Source organism: Ensifer sp. Root558, from assembly GCF_001427045.1.
GTDB classification, from domain to species: domain Bacteria; phylum Pseudomonadota; class Alphaproteobacteria; order Rhizobiales; family Rhizobiaceae; genus Ensifer; species Ensifer adhaerens.
Genome location: NZ_LMGC01000035.1, coordinates 310455 through 335347 on the forward strand (window position 1 = coordinate 310455; position 24893 = coordinate 335347).

Annotated in this window: 29 protein-coding genes; 22 read left to right on the forward strand and 7 right to left on the reverse strand. The window is 59.4% G+C overall.

The genetic code is table 11. From position 1 onward, the window contains the following. Positions 1–41 precede the first annotated feature (41 nt). Genes ASD63_RS27900 through ASD63_RS27910 form a run of 3 tightly spaced genes read left to right on the forward strand, consistent with a single transcriptional unit; the run spans position 42 to position 1338 of the window. The gene (locus tag ASD63_RS27900; RefSeq protein WP_060530070.1) at positions 42–467 is read left to right on the forward strand and encodes a hypothetical protein; all 426 of its coding nucleotides are present in this window, start codon (positions 42–44) and stop codon (positions 465–467) included. Further along, entirely contained in the window at positions 467–979 is a 513-nt protein-coding gene (locus tag ASD63_RS27905) for a DnaT-like ssDNA-binding protein (protein ID WP_060530071.1), read from the forward strand. Before ASD63_RS27900 ends, ASD63_RS27905 begins: the two co-directional genes overlap by 1 nt. Further along, entirely contained in the window at positions 979–1338 is a 360-nt protein-coding gene (locus ASD63_RS27910) for a hypothetical protein (RefSeq protein ID WP_060530072.1), read from the forward strand. The genes ASD63_RS27905 and ASD63_RS27910 overlap by 1 nt, the downstream gene beginning before the upstream one ends. Here the strand turns inward: ASD63_RS27910 and ASD63_RS27915 are convergent. Beyond that, positions 1335–1754, reverse strand: coding sequence for a hypothetical protein (locus tag ASD63_RS27915; protein WP_060530073.1), 420 nt, complete (start codon positions 1752–1754; stop codon positions 1335–1337). The two genes, ASD63_RS27910 and ASD63_RS27915, sit on opposite strands and share 4 nt — an antisense overlap. Before the next feature lie 81 nt (positions 1755–1835). Between ASD63_RS27915 and ASD63_RS35795 the strand changes: the two genes are divergently transcribed. From ASD63_RS35795 to ASD63_RS27980, 14 genes are all read left to right on the forward strand, one after another. Then, positions 1836–2000: a hypothetical protein gene (locus ASD63_RS35795; protein WP_200953544.1), complete on the forward strand. Its 165-nt coding sequence runs from the start codon at positions 1836–1838 to the stop codon at positions 1998–2000. Beyond that, the gene (locus tag ASD63_RS27920) at positions 1997–2278 is read left to right on the forward strand and encodes a hypothetical protein (protein ID WP_060530074.1); all 282 of its coding nucleotides are present in this window, start codon (positions 1997–1999) and stop codon (positions 2276–2278) included. The genes ASD63_RS35795 and ASD63_RS27920 overlap by 4 nt, the downstream gene beginning before the upstream one ends. A gap of 57 nt (positions 2279–2335) precedes the next feature. Continuing rightward, positions 2336–3334 (forward strand): phage minor head protein, encoded by a 999-nt coding sequence (locus ASD63_RS27925; RefSeq protein WP_060530075.1) that lies wholly within the window; start codon positions 2336–2338, stop codon positions 3332–3334. After that, complete coding sequence (locus tag ASD63_RS27930; RefSeq protein WP_060530076.1) at positions 3334–3816, forward strand: hypothetical protein; 483 nt, start codon at positions 3334–3336, stop codon at positions 3814–3816. The genes ASD63_RS27925 and ASD63_RS27930 overlap by 1 nt, the downstream gene beginning before the upstream one ends. Before the next feature lie 171 nt (positions 3817–3987). Then, positions 3988–4419: a phage tail terminator-like protein gene (locus tag ASD63_RS27935; RefSeq protein ID WP_060530077.1), complete on the forward strand. Its 432-nt coding sequence runs from the start codon at positions 3988–3990 to the stop codon at positions 4417–4419. Positions 4420–4476: 57 nt separating this feature from the next. Further along, the gene (locus ASD63_RS27940) at positions 4477–5214 is read left to right on the forward strand and encodes a hypothetical protein (RefSeq protein WP_060530078.1); all 738 of its coding nucleotides are present in this window, start codon (positions 4477–4479) and stop codon (positions 5212–5214) included. Further along, a complete protein-coding gene (locus ASD63_RS27945; RefSeq protein WP_060530079.1) occupies positions 5214–5630 on the forward strand; it encodes a hypothetical protein in 417 nt (138 codons plus the stop codon). The genes ASD63_RS27940 and ASD63_RS27945 overlap by 1 nt, the downstream gene beginning before the upstream one ends. Positions 5631–5683: 53 nt before the next feature. Further along, on the forward strand, positions 5684–5980 hold the full coding sequence (locus ASD63_RS27950; protein ID WP_060530080.1) for a hypothetical protein: 297 nt from the start codon (positions 5684–5686) through the stop codon (positions 5978–5980). 3 nt (positions 5981–5983) lie between these two features. After that, on the forward strand, positions 5984–8806 hold the full coding sequence (locus tag ASD63_RS27955; protein ID WP_060530081.1) for a phage tail length tape measure family protein: 2823 nt from the start codon (positions 5984–5986) through the stop codon (positions 8804–8806). 3 nt (positions 8807–8809) lie between these two features. Next, positions 8810–9544: a hypothetical protein gene (locus ASD63_RS27960; RefSeq protein ID WP_060530082.1), complete on the forward strand. Its 735-nt coding sequence runs from the start codon at positions 8810–8812 to the stop codon at positions 9542–9544. After that, the gene (locus tag ASD63_RS27965; RefSeq protein WP_060530083.1) at positions 9545–10147 is read left to right on the forward strand and encodes a hypothetical protein; all 603 of its coding nucleotides are present in this window, start codon (positions 9545–9547) and stop codon (positions 10145–10147) included. It abuts the gene before it with no gap. 5 nt (positions 10148–10152) lie between these two features. Then, positions 10153–10560: a hypothetical protein gene (locus tag ASD63_RS27970; RefSeq protein WP_060530084.1), complete on the forward strand. Its 408-nt coding sequence runs from the start codon at positions 10153–10155 to the stop codon at positions 10558–10560. Positions 10561–10583: 23 nt separating this feature from the next. Then, positions 10584–13175 carry a hypothetical protein gene (locus ASD63_RS27975; RefSeq protein WP_060530218.1) on the forward strand — a complete coding sequence of 864 codons (2592 nt, stop codon included), beginning with the start codon at positions 10584–10586 and terminating at the stop codon, positions 13173–13175. 62 nt (positions 13176–13237) lie between these two features. Continuing rightward, the gene (locus ASD63_RS27980) at positions 13238–15907 is read left to right on the forward strand and encodes an SGNH/GDSL hydrolase family protein (protein WP_060530085.1); all 2670 of its coding nucleotides are present in this window, start codon (positions 13238–13240) and stop codon (positions 15905–15907) included. 41 nt (positions 15908–15948) lie between these two features. Here ASD63_RS27980 and ASD63_RS27985 read toward each other — a convergent pair whose 3' ends face one another. From ASD63_RS27985 to ASD63_RS28000, 4 genes are all read right to left on the reverse strand, one after another. Next, positions 15949–16317 (reverse strand): hypothetical protein, encoded by a 369-nt coding sequence (locus ASD63_RS27985; RefSeq protein WP_060530086.1) that lies wholly within the window; start codon positions 16315–16317, stop codon positions 15949–15951. Next, entirely contained in the window at positions 16314–17990 is a 1677-nt protein-coding gene (locus ASD63_RS27990) for an alpha-2,3-sialyltransferase (RefSeq protein WP_082573005.1), read from the reverse strand. The genes ASD63_RS27985 and ASD63_RS27990 overlap by 4 nt, the downstream gene beginning before the upstream one ends. Positions 17991–18048: 58 nt before the next feature. After that, positions 18049–20004, reverse strand: coding sequence for a glycosyltransferase family 29 protein (locus ASD63_RS27995; RefSeq protein ID WP_082573006.1), 1956 nt, complete (start codon positions 20002–20004; stop codon positions 18049–18051). A 94-nt stretch (positions 20005–20098) separates the two neighbouring features. Next, positions 20099–20884 carry a hypothetical protein gene (locus ASD63_RS28000; RefSeq protein WP_060530089.1) on the reverse strand — a complete coding sequence of 262 codons (786 nt, stop codon included), beginning with the start codon at positions 20882–20884 and terminating at the stop codon, positions 20099–20101. Positions 20885–20968: 84 nt separating this feature from the next. On the opposite strand from ASD63_RS28000, the gene ASD63_RS28005 reads away from it, so the two are divergent. Both ASD63_RS28005 and ASD63_RS28010 read left to right on the forward strand, forming a co-directional pair. After that, complete coding sequence (locus ASD63_RS28005) at positions 20969–21367, forward strand: hypothetical protein (RefSeq protein ID WP_090428278.1); 399 nt, start codon at positions 20969–20971, stop codon at positions 21365–21367. Between the two features lie 18 nt (positions 21368–21385). Then, positions 21386–22150, forward strand: coding sequence for an ABC transporter permease (locus tag ASD63_RS28010; protein WP_060530091.1), 765 nt, complete (start codon positions 21386–21388; stop codon positions 22148–22150). A 389-nt stretch (positions 22151–22539) separates the two neighbouring features. Here the strand turns inward: ASD63_RS28010 and ASD63_RS28015 are convergent, their stop codons facing one another. Both ASD63_RS28015 and ASD63_RS28020 read right to left on the reverse strand, forming a co-directional pair. After that, on the reverse strand, positions 22540–22875 hold the full coding sequence (locus tag ASD63_RS28015; protein ID WP_060530092.1) for a hypothetical protein: 336 nt from the start codon (positions 22873–22875) through the stop codon (positions 22540–22542). 124 nt (positions 22876–22999) lie between these two features. After that, positions 23000–23464 (reverse strand): hypothetical protein, encoded by a 465-nt coding sequence (locus ASD63_RS28020; protein WP_060530093.1) that lies wholly within the window; start codon positions 23462–23464, stop codon positions 23000–23002. Between the two features lie 174 nt (positions 23465–23638). On the opposite strand from ASD63_RS28020, the gene ASD63_RS28025 reads away from it, so the two are divergent. From ASD63_RS28025 to ASD63_RS36395, 3 genes are read left to right on the forward strand one after another with little or no spacing between them, the layout of a single operon-like run. After that, positions 23639–24526: a hypothetical protein gene (locus ASD63_RS28025; RefSeq protein WP_060530094.1), complete on the forward strand. Its 888-nt coding sequence runs from the start codon at positions 23639–23641 to the stop codon at positions 24524–24526. 1 nt (position 24527) lies between these two features. Next, positions 24528–24764 (forward strand): hypothetical protein, encoded by a 237-nt coding sequence (locus ASD63_RS28030; protein ID WP_060530095.1) that lies wholly within the window; start codon positions 24528–24530, stop codon positions 24762–24764. Continuing rightward, positions 24655–24888 carry a hypothetical protein gene (locus tag ASD63_RS36395; RefSeq protein ID WP_244497288.1) on the forward strand — a complete coding sequence of 78 codons (234 nt, stop codon included), beginning with the start codon at positions 24655–24657 and terminating at the stop codon, positions 24886–24888. The genes ASD63_RS28030 and ASD63_RS36395 overlap by 110 nt, the downstream gene beginning before the upstream one ends. Positions 24889–24893 lie beyond the last annotated feature (5 nt).

Here is a 24893-nt window from a genome sequence, read left to right on the forward strand (position 1 = left end):
CAGGCCCGCTTCGTCTCCATTCTCCGTTGAGGAACAGAGACATGACGAAACAACGTGAAATCGTTTATGAGCCACACCCCGTCTCGATCGAGCGCAAGCGCGAACTGCTCGCCTCCGGCTTCAAGATCATTGACGCCCGCTTCGATCCGGATCGGCAAGAGGCGGCGGCTGACAAGGCCGAGGGCATCAAGGACGGCGGCTCCAAGCCGGCTGACGGCGACGACCTTAGCACCGCCCGCGCCCGATACCTCGAAGTCGTCGGCAAGCGTCCGTTCAACGGCTGGGATCTCGAAACGCTGAACTCGAAGATCGCCGAAGCCATCTCGGAAGAAAAGGCTGCCAATGGCCTGGCCCGTCGCGAGATCGCTGCTGACCTCGAAGCGATGCAGGTCGAGTTCGAGCCGAACGACGGCATCGAACACCTCGCCGCACTGCGTGACCTGGCCCGCGAAGAGCGGAACAAGTGATGTTCTACGGCACCTTGGCCGGCGCGCTGGCTTATCATGAGGGCCGGGGCAACGCGGCGTGGTCTGCTGGCACGGTCACCGACCCGCAGCGCGAGGCCGCGCTTCTACGGGCATCGGAGGCCTTGGATGGCATCTACGGCCCGCGCTTCCCCGGCAAGAAGGCGAACCGCACGCAGGATCGCGCATGGCCTCGCGTTGGTGCGGTCGATCACTGCGCTGATGAACCGATCCCGGAAAATGAAACGCCGCCCCACGTCGAGGCGGCGGCCTATGCGCTCGGGCTCGCCGAACTGCTGTCCCCTGGCTCCTCGACGCCGACGCTCACGCTCGGCAAGTCGGTCAAGCGGCAGAAGATCGGGAACATCGAGCGCGAGTTCTTCAGCCCGGAAGAGGGCGTGCCGATCACACTTGAGAGCCTTCGCCCGGTGCTGACGGCGGTTGAGGATGCGCTTCGCTGCATTCTCACGCCCGATACCAGCAAGGGCGGCACCTTCACGCTGGATCGTTTCTGATGACGTTCTACACCGAAATGCAGGCCATGGCTCACGAGCTCATCGAGGAGTTCGGTCAGGCCGGCGCGGTGAAGCGCTTGACGCCGCCCGACCCGGTCCTCGGCGGCGAGCCCGTGACTTCGCCATACCCGGCAACGCTGGTCCCGATGGCCTACGAGGCCCGCTACATCGACGGCACCACGATCGAGACCGGCGACATGCAGATCTACATCTCGTCCGTCGGGCTGGCGATCGAGCCGACCGTCGGCGACGTCGTCACTGCCAACGGTACCGATTACGCCATCGTGAATGGCTACCCGAATAAATACGACGGCATCACCGCTGTCGTCTTCATCGTGCAGGGCAGGATAGCTAGTTAGATTCTGACAAGTGGCAACAGATCACCGAAGCCCCAAACGAAAGTTCCTGCAGAAGCGGCGGCGAGGTGATCGAGGGTGAAGCGACGTTGAATGCCGGCCCGCAAGCCTGCCAATAATTGGGGCGCCCGATCTTCCTTTCCGATCTCCTTGGCGAGCTCCATAGCAATCGGCTCCGCAGCGAGCTCAAACATCGTGATGTATCGAAACTGCACGAAGGCGTGCCAGAGCGTTAGCAGCGTGACTAGTGCGCCGTAACGGGGAAGGGCGGTGACACTGGTCGTCAACGATCCGTGGCAGTAGCCTACGAGAAACAGCACGCCGCAGCCCACGAAGAGTTTCCTGCGATGACGCTTTGTAACGTCCATTGCCAGGCGCTTGATCTGCGCAACGTTCCTGGGCGGCAACCCTAGTTCCATAAGCGTCTCTTCCTCGAGCTCTCGTCAATCGAATTTCGTTGTCGGGCTGCCAAACGTCAATCTCAACAACAGGATAGCAACATGAAAATCCGCTTCGTGAAGGCATACACCCATTTCGAGGTTGGCGACGTAATCGACGAGACCGAAGTCGGTTCGTCGTTCGCCAAGGGCCTGATCAATCTTGGCATCGCCGAAGAGATGCCCGAGGAGAAGCCGGCGAAGGCCGAAAAGGGAGCAAAGGAATGAACCGGCGCTCATTTCTCGGCTTTGCCGTTGGTGGTGCCGTGGCCGCTCCCGCGGCTATCCTCGTGGGCGAGCGATCCGAAGGCTTCCCGAAGCCTGCCGGCATGCCTGCGACCGACGTCGTTATCGGCCAAGCCCAGCAGGTCACCGTGACGGTCACCGGCGTAGACGGCGACGCGCATATCCGCCGGCTTGTTGAGAAGGAGGTCAATCGAGCAATGACCGAGTTCCAACGATCCAGCTTTGCATTGACCCGCCGCGATCAGTTGATGCGAGGCTGATCGGTGGCATCTATCCGCCAACAACTCGAAGCTCTCATCGACGGGCTTTCCCCGAACATGGAGAAGGCTTTCCGCGAGGCAATCGACGAAATCAAGTCCGAGATCGTGCTCAAGGAAGTCGTCGAGCGCTTGGAGCGTCAGGACATCGAGGGCGCCATCGCGGCGCTGCACATCGATCCGGCTGCCTTCCGGCCCCTGTCGGAGGCGATCCGCGAGGCTTTCAGTGCCGGTGGCCTTCTGGTCACCCAGAACATGCCGCGCCTCTCCGATCCGTCCGGCGCGCGCGTCGTCGTCCGTTGGGACGTCAGCAACCAGCGCGCCGAGCAGATCATTCGAGAACAGTCATCGAAGCTGATCACGCACATCACCGAAGATACGAAACAGATGGCCCGAGAGGCGATCCACGCGGGCTATGCCCAAGGGCAGGGGCCGCGCACGATTGCGCTGGATCTCGCCGGCCGCGTCAACCGGGTCACCCAGCGCCGAGAGGGCGGTTTGATTGGGCTGACGTCGCAGCTGGCCCGCACCGTCGAGAATGCCCGCGCTGCGCTGCTGTCGGGAGAGGTCGTGGGCATGAAGCACTACCTGACGCTGACGCGCCGGGATAAGCGGTTCGATCGGCAGGTCGCCAAGGCGATCCGAGAGGGCAAGCCACTTCCGGCCGACGTCGTCGCGAAGATCACCGGGCGGCTCGCTGACCGCTATGTCCAGTTCCGTGGCGAGACCATCGCGCGGACCGAAACGCAGTCATCGGTCCATGCCGCCAAGCATGAGGCCTATCAACAGGGGCTGGACCGGTCGGGCAGGGATGCCATGCTGGTCACCCGCCGCTGGCGCTCTGTCGGCGACCGCCACGTCCGCCACACGCACCAGGTCCTGAATGGAGAGGAAGTGACCGGCATGGATGTGCCGTTTCAGTCGCCGTCGGGCGCGCTGATGCGATTTCCGGGCGATACCAGCCTCGGCGCTGGCCCGGGTGAGATCATCGCTTGCCGCTGCCACGTCGAATACAACTTCGACTTCGCCGAGGAATACGCCCGCTCACGAGGTCGTTGATGGCCACCGAGAACCTTTCCTTTGCGGCTCAGGTCTCAGAATGGGTGAAGCAGGAGCAGGCGCGCGAGGCAGCCGTCTTACGCACCGCCGCGCAGATGGTCGCCAATGACGTCCGGATCACCACGGCGCAAGGCGGCCGGATGCCATTCGATACAGGCAACCTGAAGAACTCGCTGATGGCCTCGACCACGGCTATGCCGACGGTCGACCAGGGCGAGAAGCAGTATCCGGACAACACCGGATCGATCGAGCTCATGATTGCCGACCTATCGATCGGTGAGACGCTCTATCTCGGCTTTCAGGCCGCCTACGGCCCACGCATGGAACATGGCTTCGTCGGGGCTGACAGCCTCGGTCGCGTCTTCAATCAGCAGGGCTTCGGGTTCGTAGAAGCAGCCGCCCAGGACTGGCCGCAGACAGTCAAGCGGGCGGAGGAGCAGGTTCGCGGTCGTTTTGAAGCGGGTCGGAGCCCTCGGTCATGATGATCAGGGCCTTCTGAAGGATATCCAGATCTCGGATCGCAGCCGCGAGCACCTGACGCCCTGTCTCGGTGCGCACGGTTTTGTTGCTCATGAGCAGGATCGCTTCATGCAGCAATTCATGCACATCGATGTCTGACAGGACTTTGTCGGCCATACGGGAAGAGGTAACAGATGGCCGACACGGTGGAAATGAAAATCTATCAAGCGCTCGCGCAGCGTGCGCAGGCGTTTGTCCCGCCAGCCGGCGTCACGGTAGTCCTGCCGGGGCAGAGCTTCGCACCAACGGCGACCAGCAAGTTCGTCGTCTGCGAGATGCATTTCAATCGCTCGATCGAGACCGACCTATCCCTGGTCATGGACCCGATCCGGCAAGGCTTCTTCCGAACCAACGTCATGTGGCCGAAGAGCCTGGCAATCGTGAACGGCTACGACCTCGCCGGCCAGCTGCGCGAGCACTTCCGCCGCGGTACCAAGCTCTTCCGGACCGACACGCAGGTCCGCATCGACGAGGATCCGGAAATCGGCGTCCTCGTCACCGGTGACACCCACCACACCATCCCCATCACCACACGGTGGCGTTGCTACCCGCAAGTTCCGGCCTGATTGGCCCGCCGTCTCCCGCCCCTTCGGCAAGGGCCCCACTGAAAAGAGGAAACGACCATGGGTCAGCTCTATCCGGTCGCCGGCGCCAAAATCTATATGGGACCAGCCGTCACCACCGTGCCCGATGACGCAGACATCAACGAGGCGTTGTTTTCGTCCACCGTCTTCACCGAGATCAAAGGCTGGCAGACCATGGGCGCAATCGGCGACGCCGCCGCACTCATTACCGAATCGATCATCTCTTCCGGTCGCGACTGGAAGGGCAAGGGCACCCGCAACGCCGGCTCGATGCAGAACAACTTCGTTATCTTGCCGGAAGACCTCGGCCAGATCGCGCTGATCGCCGCCGAAAAGACCGACTACAACTACCCCTTCAAGCTTGCGTTCGATGATGCACCGCCAGCGAAGACCGCCACGGTCACGATGACCATCGCGGCGCCGGGCGTCATCTCTTGGAATGCTCACGGCCTCGCTGCCGGCGTCGGCGTCAAATTCACCACGACCGGTGCGCTACCGACGGGCCTCGTCGCTGGCACCACCTATTACGTGGTCAACCCGAGCGCCAACGACTTCCAGGTCGCGGCGACGAAGGGTGGTCCTGCCATCACCACGACCGGCACCCAGAACGGCGTCCACACCGCAACCTCTGTCCCGACCGGTACCTTCAAGTACTTCTATGCGATCGTCATGACTGCGCAAGAGAACGGCGGCGGCGCCAACACGGCACGCCTGCTTCAGGGCAATGTCGAGGTCAACAGCGCCGTTCTCACGGTCAATCCGGTTGGTGGTGCATAATGGCTGATGCTGAGTTCGTAGACCTTTCTGGCCTCGAAGCCCTCGTCCAATCTCAGGAAGCGGGCATCGAGATCATCGTCGTTAACGAGAAGGGCGAGCCGATCGGTTTGAAGATCGGCGTCGTCGGCCCGGACAGCGAGCGCATGCAGAAGGCCATGCGCGACGTAGCCGCAGAGTTCGCCAAGGCTGCGGCTGAGCGCGAGAACCTCGGCGAGGCGCCGGCCGACGAAGCGGATGCTCGCCTGATCGCCATCCTGGCGAAGGCAACAACGCATTGGAGCCCGGATCCGAAGATCGGCGGCAGGGTCGTTCCCTTCTCGGAAGAGAACGTCCGGAACCTCTACACCCGGTTCAAGATCATCCGTGACCAGGTGGAGGCGAAGGCCGCGCGCCGTAGCTCTTTTACAAAAGGCTGATCGACCGGCTCTGCCAACTCATCGTCGATCAGCATGAGGGCAAGAAGCTGGTAGTGCCTGCCGCCGGCCAGCAAGTCTGGTTCTGGTTTCAGGAACTCGACGCGCAGCGCACCGGCAACGGATATGGGCCCAACGCCCTCGGCTTTGTGGCAATCGCAGAATGGGCGAGGCTTCGCGGCCTCGTCCTCAAACAGTGGCAACTCGACGCGATCCTCGCTCTCGATATCAAGCGCCGCGAAGTCATGGCGCCTAAGGTTGAAGAGCAGGCTGAGCCCGAGAAGCCCAAAGTCTCCGAGCGACCCCTTACGGCGCGCCTCTTCGACGCGCTTTTCCCGAACAAGAGTAGATAGCCCGTGACCGAAGCGACCCTTGGTTTCAAGATCGACAGCACGCCGGCGGCGTCCGCCGCCGCTGATCTCGACAAGTTGACGGCCTCGGCCATCCGCACCGGGCAGGCTGTCGATAATCTTGAAGCGGAAGCTTCGGGTCTCGGAACCGTGCTGAAACGAGCAGGAGAAGATGCCCGCAGCGCGTTGCCTCCGGTCGAAAGCCTCGGCCGCTCCTTCGGCTCACAAGACGATCACGTCCGCGCGTTCCGGATGGAGGTCGAGCGCCTCACGCTCAAGTTCCGCCCACTCGCCCAGGCAACGCAGCAGTACGAGGCGACCGTCGGCGAGATCCAGCGGGCGCATAAACTCGGTGCCATCACCGCACAGGAGATGACGGCTGCTCTCGATCGGGAGCGCCAGGCATTCGAGCGGTTGAAGACGTCGGCCACCGCCGCTGGCTCTGCCGTCATGGCGGCCAACAGCAATCGAGGCGGCGCCCAGAGCTTCAATTCGGCCAATGCTGCCTTCCAGTTTCAGGACATCGCCGTCACCGCGGCCATGGGCATGAACCCGCTCATGATCGGCCTGCAGCAGGGCACGCAGCTTGCGTCGGTCGTCGGATCGATGGAGCGGCCGGTCTCCGGATTGGCTGCCGCATTCACGTCGCTCCTCAGCCCGGTATCGCTGATCACGATCGGTTTGACCGCAGGCACGGCTGCGCTGATCCAGTACTTCACGACCGCCGAGAGCGGGACCGAGAAGACGAGCAAGCTGTTCGAAGAACAGAACGACGTCATCCGACGTGCCGCCACCCTATGGGGTGATGCGGTACCGCAGCTTCGTGCCTACGTCGACGAGCTCGATCGCGCCGACAAGATCACGCAGGGGAAGGAAGCGTCTGAGATCCTCGCCGGCCGCGAGCTTGATGGTCTCGGCGAGAAGCTGCAAGGCATCGGGCGGCAGTTCTCGGAAGCGCGGCGTGAACTAACCAGCATCGGCGCCGATCCGGCCTTTATTCGGGATTTCTCGCAGGCCTTTGGCGATTTGCGCGAGCGGCTTGACGATGGCACCGCATCAGTTGCCGACTACAATCGTGCGCAGATGGTCCTCTCCGAGGCCATTGACCGCTACGGCGAGAAGTCGGTTTTGAAATTCCGCGACGCATTCGACCTCATTACGCAGTCGATCCGGAAGAGCATCGAGGCATCGCGCGAGGCGCGCCTCGCATGGATTGCAGGCATCGCGGGAGGGACCAACGTCCAGGACATTGTCGGCGGCTCTACCTTCACAGAAGGCGGCAAGACTTTCCGTTCTGCCGACTTCGTGCCGTTCAACGCTCCGACGCCAGGTCGTCGCCCGAACATCGAGCTTAGCGGCGACCCGGATCCGGATCGCATCCTCAATTCCGATGGCCGCCTGACGGATATCCCGGTACCGGGTCGCCGCCCCAACTTCTTCGAGCTCGAAGAGCAGAAAGAGAAGATCGACGACGTCACCAAGGCATACCGCCAGGCGCAGGACGCAAAGGCCGACTTCTGGCTCGACATGTCGTTTCAGGAGCGCCAGGGCGAGCGCAGTGCGATGGACCGACAGGTCGCGAGCACGCTCACCCGTTACGGCTTCGATGAGAACCTCAATTCGCCTGAGGCGAACGCCATCCGTGGTCAGCTGCGGCGAGAGCAGAACAAGGAATTCATCGGTGGCTTCATCACCGATCTACGAGACGGCCTGCTGTCCAGCGGCGGTGATATCGGCGAGGCCCTAGGCGATGCGATCAAGAACGCGCTGATCAACGCTTTGGCGAAGGCCAGCGATCAAGCGATCGAGCGCCTCACCAACTCGCTCGTAAACGCTATGTTCGGCGGCACGTCGCTTTCTTCGTCGTCTGGGTTGGCCACGTCCGGCGTCTCCGGTGCAACGACCACGCTCGGGTCGCTTCTCGGCTATAGCGGCGCTGCGAACGACAATCGCTCTGCGGGCGGCATCTCCGCCTATGCCAAGGCGATCCAGTCGATCGAGAGCAGCGGCAACTATGGCGCCCTCGGCCCGGTCACGCGCAACGGTGATCGTGCCTATGGCGCGTATCAGGTCATGGGCAACAACATCAGGCCCTGGTCGCAAGCTGCGCTCGGACGCACGATGTCCGCTTCGGAGTTCCTGACCGACAAAGGCGCGCAGGATGCGATCTTCAACCATCGCTTCGGCGGCTATGTCGACAAGTACGGTGCGTCCGGCGCTGCGCAGGCGTGGTTCGGTGGACCGGGCTCGGTGGGCAAGGGTGGGATGGGTGCTGATGTCCTCGGCACGACAGGAAACGCCTACGTCTCCAAGTTCAACGGCGCCCTTGAGAAGGCCAGCGGCAACCTCAGCCAGTTCGGCAACGGTTTGGGCCAGCTGGGCACCACGCTCGCCTCAGGCGCAGGCGGTGGCGGCGGCGGGCTGCTGTCGTCGCTGTCTGGCATCGGCCGCAGCATCTTCGCTTCGTCGGGGCAGTTCGCCAGCGCTTGGATGAGTGGCGGCATCGGCCTCTACGCCAACGGCACGAACAACGCGCCCGGCGGCCTCTCGATCGTCGGCGAGCGCGGGCCAGAACTGCTGAACCTGCCGCAAGGCTCGGGTGTCATGAGCAACCACAAGCTCATGCAGGCGCTGAACGACAATGGGCGGCAGTCAGGCCCGTCAGGGGCAGGGACGCTCAACGTCCACATCATCGGCGCCAACGGCGATGATCATGTCCGTTCGCTCGTACAGCAGGGCGTGAGCCAAGGTCTGTCGCAGTATGACGAGCAGCAGCGCCGCGTCGGCTTCGGCAACACACAGCGACGCTACACCTCGCAGAAAGGTTGATCGATGGCAGTCTACACCGGTCAGCCCACAGCGCCGATCATGTATCTCCGGCCAACGGCGGCCAGCTTCGATGTTCCGGGCGCCGGCCTGGATGGTGGCGTCAACGGTCTCGGGGGATCCATCAGCATCGATACCAGCGGCGGTGGCATGGTCACGTGCACCTATGACCGTTGCGTATTGCAGGCGGACGATCCGGAGCGGCACGAGGTCATTAATTGGCTTGGGGCCCGGCTGAACGGCTCGTTCCGCTTCATCAACGTTCCAATCATCAACGACGGGATCGGGCCATTTCCCATTATCGACGGCAAGCGCCGGCCGATCATTACCGGCATCCCGCATTCCGACGGGGCGTTGTTTTCGGATGGTTCCGGCTACAGCCAGGCTACCGTCTACGGGGAGATCACTGAGGCGGCCAGTCTTGGCGCGGGCATCATCAAAATGCGCATCTACGGCGCGGCGAGACCGCTGCGTTGGTCGGATTGGTTTTCGATCTACCACCCAACGAAAGGCTGGCGCGCTTATCGCTACTGGGACGTCATCAACAAGACCGAGGAGGAAAACCCGGTCTACACGCTTGGGATTGCGCCGCCCCTGCGAGAAGCGGTGACCGTAGGCACCCGGGTCGAGCTTGCTCGGCCGATGTGCGTCATGAAGTTCCCACGCGGGTTCACCTTGCCTTGGCAGTACGAAGGCAACTACCAAGCGCGGCCGACGCTGCAGTTTGTGGAGGCGTTCTGAATGGACTTCGTCCCCGCAAGTATCGTCGAAGAGATGCGGGGCAGTCATCAACTCGGCATCTTCCTCCGGATCGACACAGATCCAGGCCTGCATATCTGGTTCGGGATCAACGATATCCCGGCCAACTTCGACAGCATCGACCCGACCGGAACTGTCTACCTTGGGGGTGGCCGCCTGATCGGCGTCCCCACGCTCGAGGTGTTGGTCAACGGTACCGCCGATAGCGTCGAGTTCACGCTTTCTGGGATCGATCCAGGGACAGCGGCACGGACTATCGACAGCCTGCCGCCAGTGCGCGGCGCTGACGTCCACATGGGCCTTACGACGCTCGATCGGTACTTCCAGCCGATGAGCGCGATCATCCCGATCTGGCACGGTACCGCCTCGCATACGGGCGAAATCAGCCCGCCGGTCGAGGAAGGGCAGAGCCCGACCGTGACGCTGTCGCTGTCCGTCGTTTCCGGCGAGGCAACCCGATCGCGCGCTGCGCGGTCGCTCTGGTCGTCGGCCCATCAGAAGGCGATATCGCCCACCGATAAATTTTGCGACGAGACCGCGCGTCTCGCCCGCGGCGTCCAACCCACTTGGACCTTGGGATACTGACATCGATGGAAATTCACGAGTTTCTAGCCTGCCAGCACCGTTTCAGGTGGGGCGGGGTGGATGGCGACGACTGCACGACCTTCTGCGCGTCTTGGGTGGCGGCACGCCTTGGCATCGACCCGGCTGAGGAGCTTCGCGGCTCGTATCGGGACGCCGACAGCGCGCACGCGATCATCGAGCGGGAAGGCGGGCTTGTGGCGCTCTTCGGTGGGCGCCTCGAAGCGCTCGGCTTTGTACCCGTCAACGAGGCGCATGACGGAGACATTGGCGTCGTTGTCGCGCCGTCTGGCATCGACGGTTCTCTCGTCGAGGTCGGCGCTATAGCCTTCGGCCCTCTCTGGGCAACGCTCGCGCCGTCTGGCGTCACGGCGAAGAAGCTTGAAGCCGTTGCGATTTGGAGAATGCCGGCATGATCCTTCGCCACCGCTACGAAGACATGCCGTCGGCTGAGATCGTCCGGCGCGTCGAGCAGATCGCGCGGCACAGCTGCACTTCGCTCTACACGCCGCCGGTCTGCCATGATCCGATCTTCACGCCGCTTTTTACCTCGCTGTTCACCAGCATCGGCTTCAGCGCGGGCGCGGCGTCGTTCGCGGCCTCGGTCGCCACCGCAATCACGACGACGGCGCTGACGATCGGCCTTCAGATGTTGATGGCGCCCAAGCCTCCGAAGCCCGAGGCCCTTAAGGTGCCGCTTGCGCAGCCGATCCCCTATAGGATCTGGGCCGTCGGCCGTACCCGGCTCGCTGGGGCTTACATGCTCTGGGAGTCGAAGGGGCATCGTCTCTTCGCGGTGCAGGCCATCGCTGGGCATCGTATCAAGTCGTTCAATCGCTATTGGCTTCATGACGACGAGGTCACGATCAACGGAAGTGGCTTTGTCGCATCCCCAGGCGGCGGCCGTTATGCGAACAATAGCGTCAAGATCCAGTCCCGCCTGGGCTTGCCTACCGAAACGCCTTATGCCGATGCCGTCGCCGAGTTCTCGTCAGAGGGCTTGTGGACGAACGATCATCGCGGCGACGGCCAGGCCTCGGTTTGCCTGTTCGCGGGCGCGACCCGACAGAAGGACCAGAACAAGCGGTTTCCGTATGGTGTCCCGCAACTCTCTGTCGAGATTGACGGCGCGCTGTGTTGGGACTTCCGCGATCCGGCGCAAGATCCGGCTAACCCGGCCACTTGGCTGTGGACCCGCAACAGCGCACTCATCTGCGCCTGGCACCTCTGCTTCAACGAATTCGGTTTCGGCCTCGACTATCAAAAGGCACTACTCCCAGTCATCGACCTCTGGAAGGAAGAGGCTGACATCTGCGACGAGGACGTTCCTCTCGCTGGCGGCGGCACAGAGAAGCGCTACCAGTGCAATGGCACGGACACGACCGAGAACGGCCCGAAAGCCGGGTTGAATGCCATCCTAGCCACCTGCGACGGACACCTGGTTAGCCGGGGCGACGGTGCCCGTATTCTGACGGTCGGCAAGTTCCGTGAAAGCCGGTGCGCGACACTGACCGATGGCGACATCGTCGGTCACAATGTGCAGTACGGTCAGCTTTTCGAGGACGAGATCAATCGTCTCATCCCGAAGTTCACCTATCCGGCGACGGACTACTCGACGTCAGATACCGACTACTTCGAGGACACAGCGGCGCAGCTTACGGCGGGGCGAGTGCTGGCCGACGAAGCAGAGTACCAGTGGGTGCATCAGTGGCGCCAGGCTCGACGGCTCGGGAAGCGAGACTGGCTGCGCCTTCGAGAAAAGGCCAGAGGCTCGATCGACGTTCGCCTCTCGGGCATCAACTCAGTCTACGCGCGCTGGGTGCGATTGGAGACACCGAGGCGGCTGCCTTCGCTCAATGGCAAGCTAGTGGAAAACCGGAGGTCCATCCTCGCGCTGTCGAAGGCGGCCGGCTTCACGATGGATATCGTCGGTCACCCTGAAAACATCGATGCATGGACACCAGCTACAGACGAGGGCGCCCAGCCTCCTGTTCCATCGGCGCCGAACGCGGCGGGGATCCCGACGCCGGTTATCAACTTGGTCCAGGCGAAGCCGAAGAACGGAACGGTGTACATCCGCGTCGTCATCATCGACCCTGAAAATGCAAGCTTGACGCCGCACGTCCGCTATCGCGTGAAGGACATCGATGGTCTGGGTACACATGGTGCCTGGGTCGAGCAGGCATTCCCAGACGCTGACCCTTCCGTGGGCTACATCAACCTGAACACCAACGTCGTGCCTTCTGATCAACTGTTAGAAGTGCAGGTAGCATTTACGACCGCTCGCGGAGCTTACTCCGACTGGTCGATCACGGAGGAAGTCGTATCCACGGCTGATCCGACGCCGCCAGTCGCACTGTCGTCATTCACGCTCACGGGCTCCGCACCCAGACTTGGTAATGCGGCATTTTCGTTTGCGGTCGGGAACGACACTCACGTTAAGACGGTACAGCTCTATCGCGTACCTACCGGTAATATCTTCGACCCAGATACCGCTACCGCTGTCGGCGCGCCGATCGCGGTAACGTCGTCAAATTCCTACGCCTACACCGATGGCGATACGAGTCGGACCAACATGCTCGCCAATCCGGGCTTCGACACCGATACGGTATGGGGCAAGGGAACAGGGTGGACCATCTCTGGTGGGAAGGCTCACCACGCCGCCGGGACATCGGCCGGCGTATCACAGGCACTGAGTTTTACCGCGGGGATTGTCTACCGTAGTGCCTACACGATCAGCGCCCGCACCGGAGGATCTTTCCGTGCGCAGTTGCTGAGTTCACCGAATGTCCAGGGCACTATCCGATCTGCGAACGGAACGTGGCTGGACAAGCTGACGGCCATCGCCTCGAGCACAGCCTATAACCTTCTCGCCACATCTGATGGCGTGGGCGACCTCGACGACACTGTACTCTTCGCTGAAACCGTCTCGTGCGCCCCACAAGGCGTTTGGGACTACTACGCCGTCCCCGTCAATGGCTCCGGCATTAGGGGACCGTCGAGCGGTCCGGCCGTCGTCACCATCATCTAACATCGACCAGAAGCGCCGCGTCTTCGAGCTATCGAAGCGCGGTCTATGCGTGAGGAATCTGCATGGGTACCGAAATTATCGCCGCCTTCAACTCTGTCTATTCCGATGGTCCGGCAAGCAATCCGGATGAGCCATCCAAGTCTTTGATCAAGGGCGTGATCGGCCCGACGATCCAAAGCTCTATAGACGGTGCAAAGGCGCAGATTGAGGAGCTCGACAATCGAGTTGCGCAAGTCGAGAGCTCTCAAGGTGCGGATGCCATTGCTGCGGCCACCAAGACCGCTTTGGATTCGTTGGCGGCAACCCTTGGGCTAGGGGCGGGTGACCAGGGCAAGATCGGTCGCGTCTATCAAGACGCGACCGCTGCAAACAACGGAGACTACACATGGACGGGTTCCGCCTGGACGTACGTCGGCCTTGATCGTTTGGGGAAGGTTGAGGCTGCCGTTTCGGCTCCGATCAGCAGCTTCGACGGCGACCTTATTTATGATGAAAATGGTGTCCTGGGCATTGCTAAGACACTCTATGTTCCTCGTGCGCTCTATGCCCGCGTCGGGGCCGCCGTTCTGCAAGGCTCGTACGGGACAGCATCCGTTGCTATTCCGACGCATGTGGCGCTGACGGCGACGAACAACTCGCTCGCGACGGTCTATATCGACCTCGACGATACGACGAATCCGGTGAAGGTCTCGAATTTCAGCGATCTACCTACGACGGGGAAGCCGAACAAGATTATAATTGTCGCCGAGATCCGGACGGGACGGGTGAAGAGCCCTCATCAGGTTCTGAAGCTGGATGAGAACATCCGTGACCGCATCATGCTTCGCTTCCCGCTGGTCGTGGACGGCGACAAGCTTCTCGTACCGGCCTTCTATCACTATCGTAGAAGCTCGAACTTCACGCTGTACGCGCCGGCAGACGGTTCGCTCTATTGGGAGTTTGATCTCTCGACTGTACCCAACAGCGAGACGCGCTATTACTTCGATAGGCTTGCTGCTGAAGCTGGGAGCGTCCCGGTAAAGGCTGTAGCGGCGCTAGCATTCCCGACGTTCCCGGAAAATGAGATGATGGCGCTGATCGCCTCGTCTCTCAATCGGGTGGTTAAAACGGATCACCCGATTGCGGGGGCCGCGGCGGGCGGAGTCCTGCCGAACCTGTTCGAGCGCGGGAACGATCCTGACCGTGCATCCCTGTTCGCCGGCGATACCAGTGTGGCCAACATCACCAATCCGGATCTCATCGCTCTTGGGATCACCCGAGGTGTGACCGGCACGCAGGCATATTACGGCGCGAAGCTACCTGACGACGTTCCAGCCGATGGTTTCTTTTTCGCCCGCCTCTACATCGAGGCGAGCGTCGCGAACAATTTCCAGTCGCCCAGGTTGTTCTTCCTCGATGAGAACGGGACGGCGATTGTCACTTCGACGCTCATTCTGGAAAAGAAGATTTCCACTACGGCGGCAATCTATGGGCTTATGGGGCGCTACACCTTCTCGCAACGGCCGGTCTCGTTCAATGTTGGTACCGCTCAGGCCTCTGCTTTCGTGAAGGTCGCGGGTGCGCAGGTCTACCTTGGGAGGGAATTCTACGGCTGGATTCCCCGCGGCGAATATCCGCTCGCGCGCGATGGGGACATCCTTTATGGCCCGCGCCACTTCTCTGTGGCAGGACGTGAAATCCCCTTCTTCCTCGACGGGCTCATCGCCGAGCGAGAAGATCGTGAGCAGTTTCGGCTGGTCGTTTCCAAGGATGCTGCGAGCGCCGCAACTCTGCCGTATGTCGCGAGCGGCGAGGATATGGTGTCTCTGGACTACAGCAAGGCGACCGGCTCAGTCTCCCTGTCAGTGGAAGGGGAGCGCAGCAACCGGAGCCGACGCTACCAGCGTAGCGTCACCGTCCAGCGGGCCACAGCGCCGGTCGCCGGCACGGTGAACGTGCTCGCCCTGGGAGACAGCATCACCAACCGATCCTTCCTTGACAAGGTTAGCGCCAAGCTGGCGGCGATCGGCTTGACGCCGACCTTCTTGGGAACGATCAACAATTCTGGCCTCAATGGTGAGGGGCGAGAATCGTGGGAATGGTCGGATTACATCTATTCGGAAACCCAGTTTGCTCCGGTGGCGCCTGGTGCCGAGGCTGCTTACCTTGCGCGCTCGAATGACGGAAACACCCAGCTTGCTACCGACCGCTGGAACTTCAACCCCTTCATCAAGGCAGCGGCTGCGGGGGCGGGGGTGTATAACGGCTACACTTTCGATCTGGACTTGTATCTTGATCGATTTTCGCTGGCTGATCCTGACTTCGTGCTGATCAATCTCGGCACCAATGACATCCGTGAGGAGGAAGCCGAGACAGCCCTGCTGCAAATCCAGCAGGGTCTTGAGGTCGTCATCCCGAATATCCGCGCGACCCGTCCCTCCGCTCGCATCGGCATCGGCCTTCCGACTGTTCCGAGGGCCAACATATCCGACGCGAAATGGCGATTTGAGCAGGTTCCGGCGATCAAGTTGATTTTGTCGTACGTCGCCGGCCTCGTAGATGCCAACATCGACATCCTGCCTTATTGGGCCCACATGTCGACGAATGTCGGCTGGTCCACGACGGCGGTTTCGAGCGAGGCGGGACAGGCGTTGGCCAAGATATCCGATGAATTCCATCCGCAGGAGATCAATCGCCATTACATGGCGGAGGTAGCGGCACAGTGGATAGCGTGCAAAAAGGCGGGGCTCTAGCGCCCCGGCGAGCTAGTTCTTACGGCAAGGGTGGCAGCGCGCTAAGCGTCTCGATATTCTGGAGGGCAGTGAATATCGACTTCGCCTCCGAATAGCGGCGGGCGTTTCTCTCCCTCTTTCCGGAACTTGGCCTGCAGCTCATTCAAGGCTGCCTCCCGCCGCTCGATTTCCTCCTCTCGAGCGGCAACAGCCTTCTCCCATTGCTCGGCGGATTGCATCATTTGACGATACTCATCGCTTTCTGATGCTGGCTTCCGGCGGAACAGAAACCACTCGAAGAAGATAAATGCTCCGAGGGATGCAGCGATCACGACCGCGCCGCCTAGCTCGCGACCGGTGAGGACCATAGCGATACCTAGCAGCCCAGTGAACGCGGCCGCGTCGGTGGAGGTAATAAAGCGGCTAATCAAAGTATGCCAAACCTTTTCAACATACGGTCTATAGGCGTAGAGACCGCGTCAGGAAGTAGACGATCGCCCCATTTAACTACCAACCGTCGCGCTGGTCCATAGCCGTTGAGACGCTCTTGGAATTTGAGCGCCTTCTCTTCCTTCGTTGGCTTCCGCTTCGGCTTAGGCCATTTACTGGCGGTGATTGCCTTGACCATCCAGAATGCATGTTCCCAGTCGGGTTTCTCCAAAAATCCGACCCACATTTTTTCCAACGTAACAAACTGGGACTGCATATGCTGGAACTCCCACGGCTTATTGCCAGCGAAATGCAGTACTTTCACGTCATTGATGTTGATCAGGTTGGGATGATGGACCGGTAACCGTTTGAGCGTGTTGTACTCCGGAGGAATTATCTTAACTTCCGAGGCGAGGACAAAATTCAGGAAGCCCTGATCGCCGCCGTCGTCGCTTTCGCTGTTGGGAATCGCTGCGAAAACTCTGTCTCGCAACCCCTCGGAAGGCGTGAAGCTGAATAGGCCACTATTGAACTCGGGTTTAATCTCGATGCCCCAGTCCGGCGCGGCCAGAAATTCATTGCCTTCGAACAGAATGTCGATGTCCTGGAGAACAACGCAATCGGCATCTACAAAAGTAATCCGGTCGTACTCCAGGAGCTCAAACACTCGCAGTTTTGAGAAAGTGCCAGAAAATCTCTCTTGTCCGTGAGCGTGGGGATTGTTGATGGGATCAATCTGACGGGTCCGAACGTTCGGCAAGTGGCGAAGTGCTCTTGGGGTATAGGGGTCTGTATGCAAGACGAGAAGTGGTACGTCGGTCAGCCGCGCCAGAGACCGTGCAAGAGCCATCGCGCCAAGTACGTACTGCCCATCTGCGAGTGTAACATACGTATGCTTCGCCGCGTTGGGTTGGCTGCTGGGGTCCCCACTGCACAGTCTCCGCTCGGACCGGGTAAGAAGGGGGGCCAGAACCGACATCTGCGATAAGCCAATTAGGCTCACCTCATACTGGTGCAGAATAGTTCGCAAGAAGTGCAGATCGAGATCGATGCTATGCTTGTCTTCGTAGCCGCCAGTGTAGTCCTTCTCCTTCAGATGGGCCTTCACATCGTCAGGTACAGTCCACGCATATCGGCTGGCGGTGTTTTGATAGAGATCGATCCCCGCCACATGAATTTCTTTGAAGCCGAGTATTGCGGCGAAAGCTATCATCTGCATCCCTTGTGTAGGGAGCGGCCTGCCCATCATAAACCTGGCAAGCGTAGGATCGGAAGCTATAACGGCCCAATGGTCGAAATTCGGCTGGAACGAGACCGCGCTCTGGGTAACCGCGGTGTCGCGTGAATCGGACGGTTGGAAAGGCTGAAAGAATGCCTCGATGCTGTATTGATCTAGCCGTTGGATTTCTTGGATGCGATCACGCAGACCTGCATTGTCGACAGACCAGAAAAACCCATCGACACGCTCGCCAAATCGCTTCTCTTCTTCAAGAAAAAACCAGTTAGCCCGGAAGATGACGAAGTTGTCTCTTTCTTGCTGGGTAAGACGGACTTGTGAGCAGGAAGGGCCGTTGCCTACGACCAAACAGGGTCGCTTCAGCTTGTCGCCAAAATGACTTCTTATCCGTTGAAGCTCTTTATCAACGGAGAGGGAATTTTTTGGAAAAGCTGGCATACGATCCCTGCTTGGCAATGGTGGGCGATGATTTGTTGTCGGCCCCGATGGGAGGCTGTCACAGCCTGCTTACGAGCTTCTTTTGGATTAGGGAGTTCAGGTACGCCTTCTCTCGATCGAAATCGTGCTTCCCGTCGGACTTCGTAGTGACCCCAAAGTAGCGCGACAGGGTCGTTCTGTTGTCAGAATAAAAGTCGAAGCCGTGAACGTATACGTCTGCGGCTTTGCCATGTCGATCCCGGGCCCATTGGACAGCAATGATGCCTGTCGACGGCCACTGATCCTTAGCCAGGTCGAAATCCATTTCGATGCGCATTCCGTCGACGTAGATCGATGACTTCAGTACGTTTTCCTGCGGAGGGAGGACTTTGCATCCTCGATTCTCATCCATGAGGCGCTTTGAGATCTTGTCGTAGTCGTCGCGGAGATTGCTCCCGGAAACAAAAACCTTGGACGGGTCAAGGGCCCGTAGTTCTGCACTTTCCATGCAAGCTGGCGAGATAAGTGCATAGTCTGTTTTCGACCCGACGAACTTTTCGTAGCCACCAGTCCGGAAATTATTGACCCGAATAACCACGTCAAATTTGTCGATCTTATCCCCAATCTCTCTCTCGAGTAGAGTTGGGGCATTACCAACGACGAGGACCTTGATTGCTTTTTCCTGACCGGCCAGCCGCTTAACCCATGGGACAGACCTGCGGGCTGTCCGCCGCGCTTCGCGATAGTGCTCAATCTTGAGATCACCCGCTAAACGCTTTGCTATCTGCTTCGCTTGATCTAGTTCTTTCAGCACATGATCAAGGCGCAGCCCGCGAGCGTCGGTATTCACCCTCTGACGCTGAGCCACCCTCATCAGTTTCAAGATGTTTGTTTGGACGCCTTGCAGTTTGCTGATTTTTTCGTCGAGCGTTTCAGCGGACATTTCCTGATAGAGGTCGACCATCTCATGTGTGAAGTCAGGCAAGTTCTTCACGATCGAATGGGTTCGTCGGAAAGCGCGGTCTTTAAAGTTCTGCACGCTGTAGCCTTCAGCGATCGCCCTATACTTACTAGGATTCGGCTGAAAATCGGAAGCCAGGCTAGCCACGCGTCGGCACATATCGTCGGGATCGAGAGCGACGTATTCCCGTGGAAGCATTTCATTAAAGCCGGTGGTCGCGAATGCGAACGCGGGGTGGCCGCTTGCCAAAGCTTCGAAAACGACCAGCGGAGAGGGGTCGTCACGGCTGGACAGAATGAAAATGTCTACTTCTTTCAGGGCATCATGGAAATTCTTGCTATGCCCCATCCATTTGATTTCTTTTGGATAGGGTATGTCGTCGTTGTCTTCTCGGGTTTCCGAGGCTGCGTACCATCGGAATTCGAGAGGCCGGTCAACAAGAGTTGGAACCGTTTTCGCGATGTAGGAGAAGATATCTATCCCCTTACGATCGTCCGGGATGCCGGCTCCAGCGATCACGAGCGGAGCGCCGGCCGCCTTCGGGGCGGCTTCAACGTTCACCTTAAACTTGGTAAGATCGACGACCTCATAAACAATACGGAACGTATCAAGCGAGAACCCCAACATGGTGGCGACACTGTGCAGGCATTGCGAGGTCGGTACCCAATTCTCGACTATCAGGCACTGAAGAAGCTCCCGTGCCTTCTGAAAATTACCTGCTCTGCGTTGTGCAAGCTGGCGCAAGTTCCAAGCGGTCTCGTGCCAATAGATGGTGACAGGGATGCCATTTGTGACTGCGGTTGCTAGCGCGCTGAGGCTGTTCGGGAGCAGTAACGACTGAAATCCGTTGAACAGGAAGTGTGGGGTAGCCTGACCCTTCATCTCATCTTGAAGGGCAGTTTTGAATTTTTCGGGGTCTTGATCAAGGTGAACATATCCGCCGAGGTCTGCGATCCGGTCTTCACCGATGAATGCCTGATAGACGGATGTGCACGGGGAGGTATGCCGATCTCTCGGGTGATGTGACAAAAAGACAAAACTAGGTATTGTTACAGAGGAAATGACACTATTCATCGTAGCAACTCTTAGGTGTTGGTCTTGGGGGACTGTCCTAATAGTCCATGATCATTGTGCTGTGCAACAGATACGTTGGCCCTGGGACGATCACTCACTTCACTAACGCTAGGACCTGCTCGATCACCTTCTGGTTGCCGAAGATCGGTTCGTCACGAGAGGTTGGTATATAGCTTCTATCGCCGTGTTTGAAATTATTGAGAATTGCCGTTGCTGAAGTTCGGGATCTTTCTTCGTATTGACGCGTGATGTTCTCGAAGAGCGATGCATCGTCAACCTCACTGAGGGCCGTATCAATGAACAATTCCATCAGGTTCAAATCATGCAGGGCAAAGCCGGAGGGATGCCCAGAAAATTTTAGCGGCCACAACTGCGCCCCGGCCGCCTCACGAATCAGCGCTGCATGAGAGGCATCCTGCCGGTGATAAGGATCGAACAAAACGTGTGTTATCGAGGAGGATCGGTCGATCCGCAATCCATGCTTAGCGATCTCAGCTATGTCTTCGGCCCACCGAGTCTCAAAGGGGGTCTTGGTTCGATCGGAAGAAAACTGGGGTGAAATCGCGACGCAACGGGTAGCGCCAATAGCAGGCGCCAGCGCAATTGCGGCAAATCCCCCCATACTGGAGCCAAGGGTAACGATGCGTTCGAAGCGCAATGTCGCGTCGCCTATCAGCTTGGCGGCTGACAGGGCTCCCTCGCATTGGTACCAGTGATTTCGCTTGGCGACTACGTGGAAGGCTGCGAACTTCGACGTCTCATCCGTCCAAAGAGGCTTTGGCTCTACGCGTGTCCAGTTTGAAAAGGTGATCGCGGCTGCATTTCCGTTAGAATCTCTAAAATACACGTCAATATCGATGTCCGCGTATATGAGTTTCATTATGTTGCCACCCTCTTTAAAAAGGGATCCCTTCAACCTTGTTTTTACGCGCGACTCAAGTAGGGGGGAAAAGAAGAAGTGTTGATGAACATCGGTATCACAATTGAACGTATTCAAACTGCTGACCAGCCCGGGCGCGAATTGGACCTGGAAATAGCCTTGCTCATGGGTTGGAAAAAGGCAGACGGGAATGAGAACGCGACCGGATTAGAAATGATAGGCCCCACTGGAGAGGCGGGACCGCTCCCACCGTTTACGTCATCAATGACGACGGCGGTCGAGTTGGTCCATAAAGTTTCGCCAGGTGATGCATGGGGGGCGGTTTTCGAGGGCGGAATAGGTAGCGCCTCGATCGGTAACGGCCCTCCTAGCAGGGCGGTTACGCCAGCTATGGCCCTTTGTCTTGCCGCGCTTCGGCTGAAAGAGTTCCGTGATCGGAAGCGCAAAGCAGCACAAGCGAGCGCGGCTAATAAAAATGTATAGACTGCGAGAGGGCGAGCAATGCTCAGCAACCACATGCGCGTCACATGCGCATTGATGATCCGAGAAATTTCTACCCGATACGGCGGCAAGCCTGGCGGATATCTGTGGGCGCTTTTGGACCCCGTTGCACACATCGTTATCATGACGGTTATCTTCGGCGCGATCGCCAAAATACCCGCTCTGGGGTCAAGCTTTTCCCTGTTCTTTGCGACAGGCTACCTGCCGTTCATGTTTTTTCAGACAATGCAGACGTACGTCTCGGGTGCCATAAAGGCGAATAAGGGCCTGTTGAGCTACCCCGTGGTGTCGCCATTTGATGCCGTGACCGCAAGGTACTTAGTGCAAGCCTTTACCTCGTTCGCAATCGCCATTGCTGTCTTCGAAGTTATTGTACTCGAAGACGGGATAACCCTTGATATCAACTATGGGGCCCTTGTTGGGTCGTGCTTGCTTGCCTCATTTTTAGGGCTCGGGATCGGACTCATCAACATTTTCATGTATGCCCGCTATCCGATATACGAGCAATTATTTAGCCTGGTAATCAGGCCCATGTCCCTGATCTCAGGAATGTTCTTCCTGCCGGATAGCATGCCGCATCCCTACCAAGACTACATACTGTACAATCCGCTCTGCCACATCATTATATTGTTCCGAGAGTCGGTATATCGAGAATATAGGGGTACCGGGCTCGATATGAATTACCTTCTGTTGATCACGAGTGGGTGCATTTTGGTTGGATATTTGCTTTTCACCTTCGGATCCAGAACGATCAGGGAGAATTAAGAGCCACTTTCAGGCGCGCCACGGGTGCTTGGCTCGGGAAACTTTTTCCGTCCTGGGCCGTTCGATCACCGCGCTAAAATTTCCCTGACGACGTCGCTGTTTTCACCGCAGCGTTCGGGGGAAAATTTCCAAACACCGTTGCCTCTCCAGGGCAATAGCCGCGGCGACCATCTTAACAGGGTCGCGTTGCCCGCGCGGAAGGTGACGAGCCGAAAGGCTCCATGCTGCCCTAGCAATTTCGACGGTGATCATGAAACACCTCGGTTGATCGTTAACTGAGCGTTATGTGCTCTCGCTTTCCCGAAGCGTGCCACGTTAGGGAAAGCCCCAACCAGATTGTAGCGCCGCCGATGAAGATCAGTGGGCCCCGGCCAAGAATGCCGCGAGAGCTAGGAGCCGCGGCCTTTTTGTTTGCGAGCTATCAAAAGTAGCAAAGCGAATACTACCAGCGCGACTGGCCAGAAATCTGTGGCCTGATCCCAATTCCAGAGCCAGAAATTATAGGCTTCGAGGTGAGGTGGAGGCATGTGCACGCTAATTTCATAGTCGCGCTTCTCGCGGCCATGAAAGTGGCCGGCGCCGAAAGCGAGCGCGATGATGACCGCGTCGCGGCGTGAGTAGAAGAGCATGCCGGGAACGGCAACGACAGCGGCAATGCACAGCGCCTCAACGATATGGCCAAGCCAGTCAAAGTTCTCGTGAATGTAGTGCCAAGGGATTTCCATGCAACGCTGCTCCTACAGGGCTTTCGTTACAACCTGAGTAGCAGCGGATATCAAGAAGGCCGCCAGCGCGACGGCCGTTCCGATCCTCGCAATCTTCATGCGGCGCTTGCGTGCGCCCTTCCAGTCATAGCTCATCGTGAGACCTGCGCCGGCGTCGGCTGCGACCCAGGCGAAGTTCCACCATCATCCGCACCAGCCATCCCCTGACGTCCGACGTGTCAACGAATTCGGACATGTGATCGATCGCATATTCAAGTGTTCGTTCGGTGAGAGTTGTGGCTCCCTCCGGCGATCCCGTCAGACTCCGTGCCCATGACACCAACTCCGGCAGCAGATCCACGACCTGGGTGCTGCCGGCGTGATGCGAGGAGTGATCAAAGGCGTGCCGACAGGCATTTCTCAGGCCTAGTTCAAGCGCCCGCTCGTCGCGGGTTCCACTCATGTAAAGGCTGACGGCCCGACGAGCGAGACAATCTGCCTCGTCGCTGTGGCGACCGAGGTTGCGATCGTTGACGACCTTTTCGAAGGCCGCGGCGATGACAGTAAAACCTTCAGGAAGAATGTATCCGGATTGCGTTTGATCGAGCATAGCGCAACTCCTCCACTCAGGGCGAAAGCGCTTATGATCTCTCAGTCGCAGGAGCCCGTTTTAGTGTCCCGCGATGGGCGGAGTATGCGCTGCTAAGGCGCACTTGACGAATCTTTTTCCGCATCCTGCCGCATTTGGCCGATGCGCTTTTCCCAGAAGCAAAGGAAATATCCTATGAATAGAACGACGTTCCTCGCCTATGCGAGGCGCGCGCCTTTTGGCGGCCGCCTGATGCAATCCCAGATCGACGGCATGAATGCCATCCTCGACGAGTGGGATCGGCGCCAGTCGACCGGCAAGGTGATCGACAATCGGTGGCTCGCTTACATGCTGGCGACCGTCTTTCACGAGACCGGCGGCACCATGCAGCCGGTGACCGAGAACCTCAATTACTCGGCCGCGCGCCTGACCGAGGTCTGGCCGTCACGGTTTCCGACGATCGCCAGCGCCAAGCCCTTCGCCCGCAATCCGCGGAAGCTGGCCAACAAGGTCTATGGCGGCCGCATGGGCAACAGCGCTCCTGACGACGGCTGGCTCTATCGTGGCCGGGGCCTGCCGCAGATCACGGGCAAAGAGAACTATGACAAGTTCGGCCTCGCCAAGACGCCGGAGAAGGCGGCCGAGATGGGAACCGCCATCCGTATCCTGTTTGATGGCATGATCGGCGGCCTCTTCACCGGCATGAAGCTCGCCGACTATTTCAACCAGGTCGACAATCATCCGGTCGGCGCGCGCAAGATCGTCAACGGAACCGACAAGGCGAAGCTGATCGCTGGCTATTTTGGCAACTTCCTCGACGCGCTCGAGGCGTCGCGAATGCCGGCCGAACTGCCCGACGTAAAGCCCGAAGCGGCGAAGGCCGACGATATGCCGGCCGAGAGGAGTGGTACGGCGGTCACGACTGTTGGCGGGCTCTTCGGCGGCGCTGGCCTTTCGGCCGTGCTCGGCGTCAACAATCCCTATGCCTTCGGCATTGCCGCGCTGCTGATCGTTATCGGCTCGCTCGCGGCATTCATGTTCCTCACCGGCCGCTGGTCGGTGAACCGCGCCCCGGCACGCTGACATGTGGGCGCGTATCATCGCCGGCGGGCTCGCGCTCGCCGGTCTCATCTGGCTGGTTGCCGAGATCCGCGAGGACGGCGCCCGGTCGGTCATCACTAAGATTGAAAGGCAGAACGATGCGAGCGGTGATGCAGCGAGCAATGCTCGCAGTGATTTTGACCTATGCCTCGATCGGGGCGGCGTGTGGGACTACGGCGCCGGCAAGTGTCGACGGTCTGCGGCGCGTGATTGGCACTGATCTGATCGGCGCGCGAGGGGCGACGACCGAAGATCAGCGGAAAATTGACCGGACCGCCGTCGGCATCTGCGCCGCGGCGATCTGGACGAAGGCGGAATGCGAGCGACACGGGGAAGGGCGCTAGGGTAT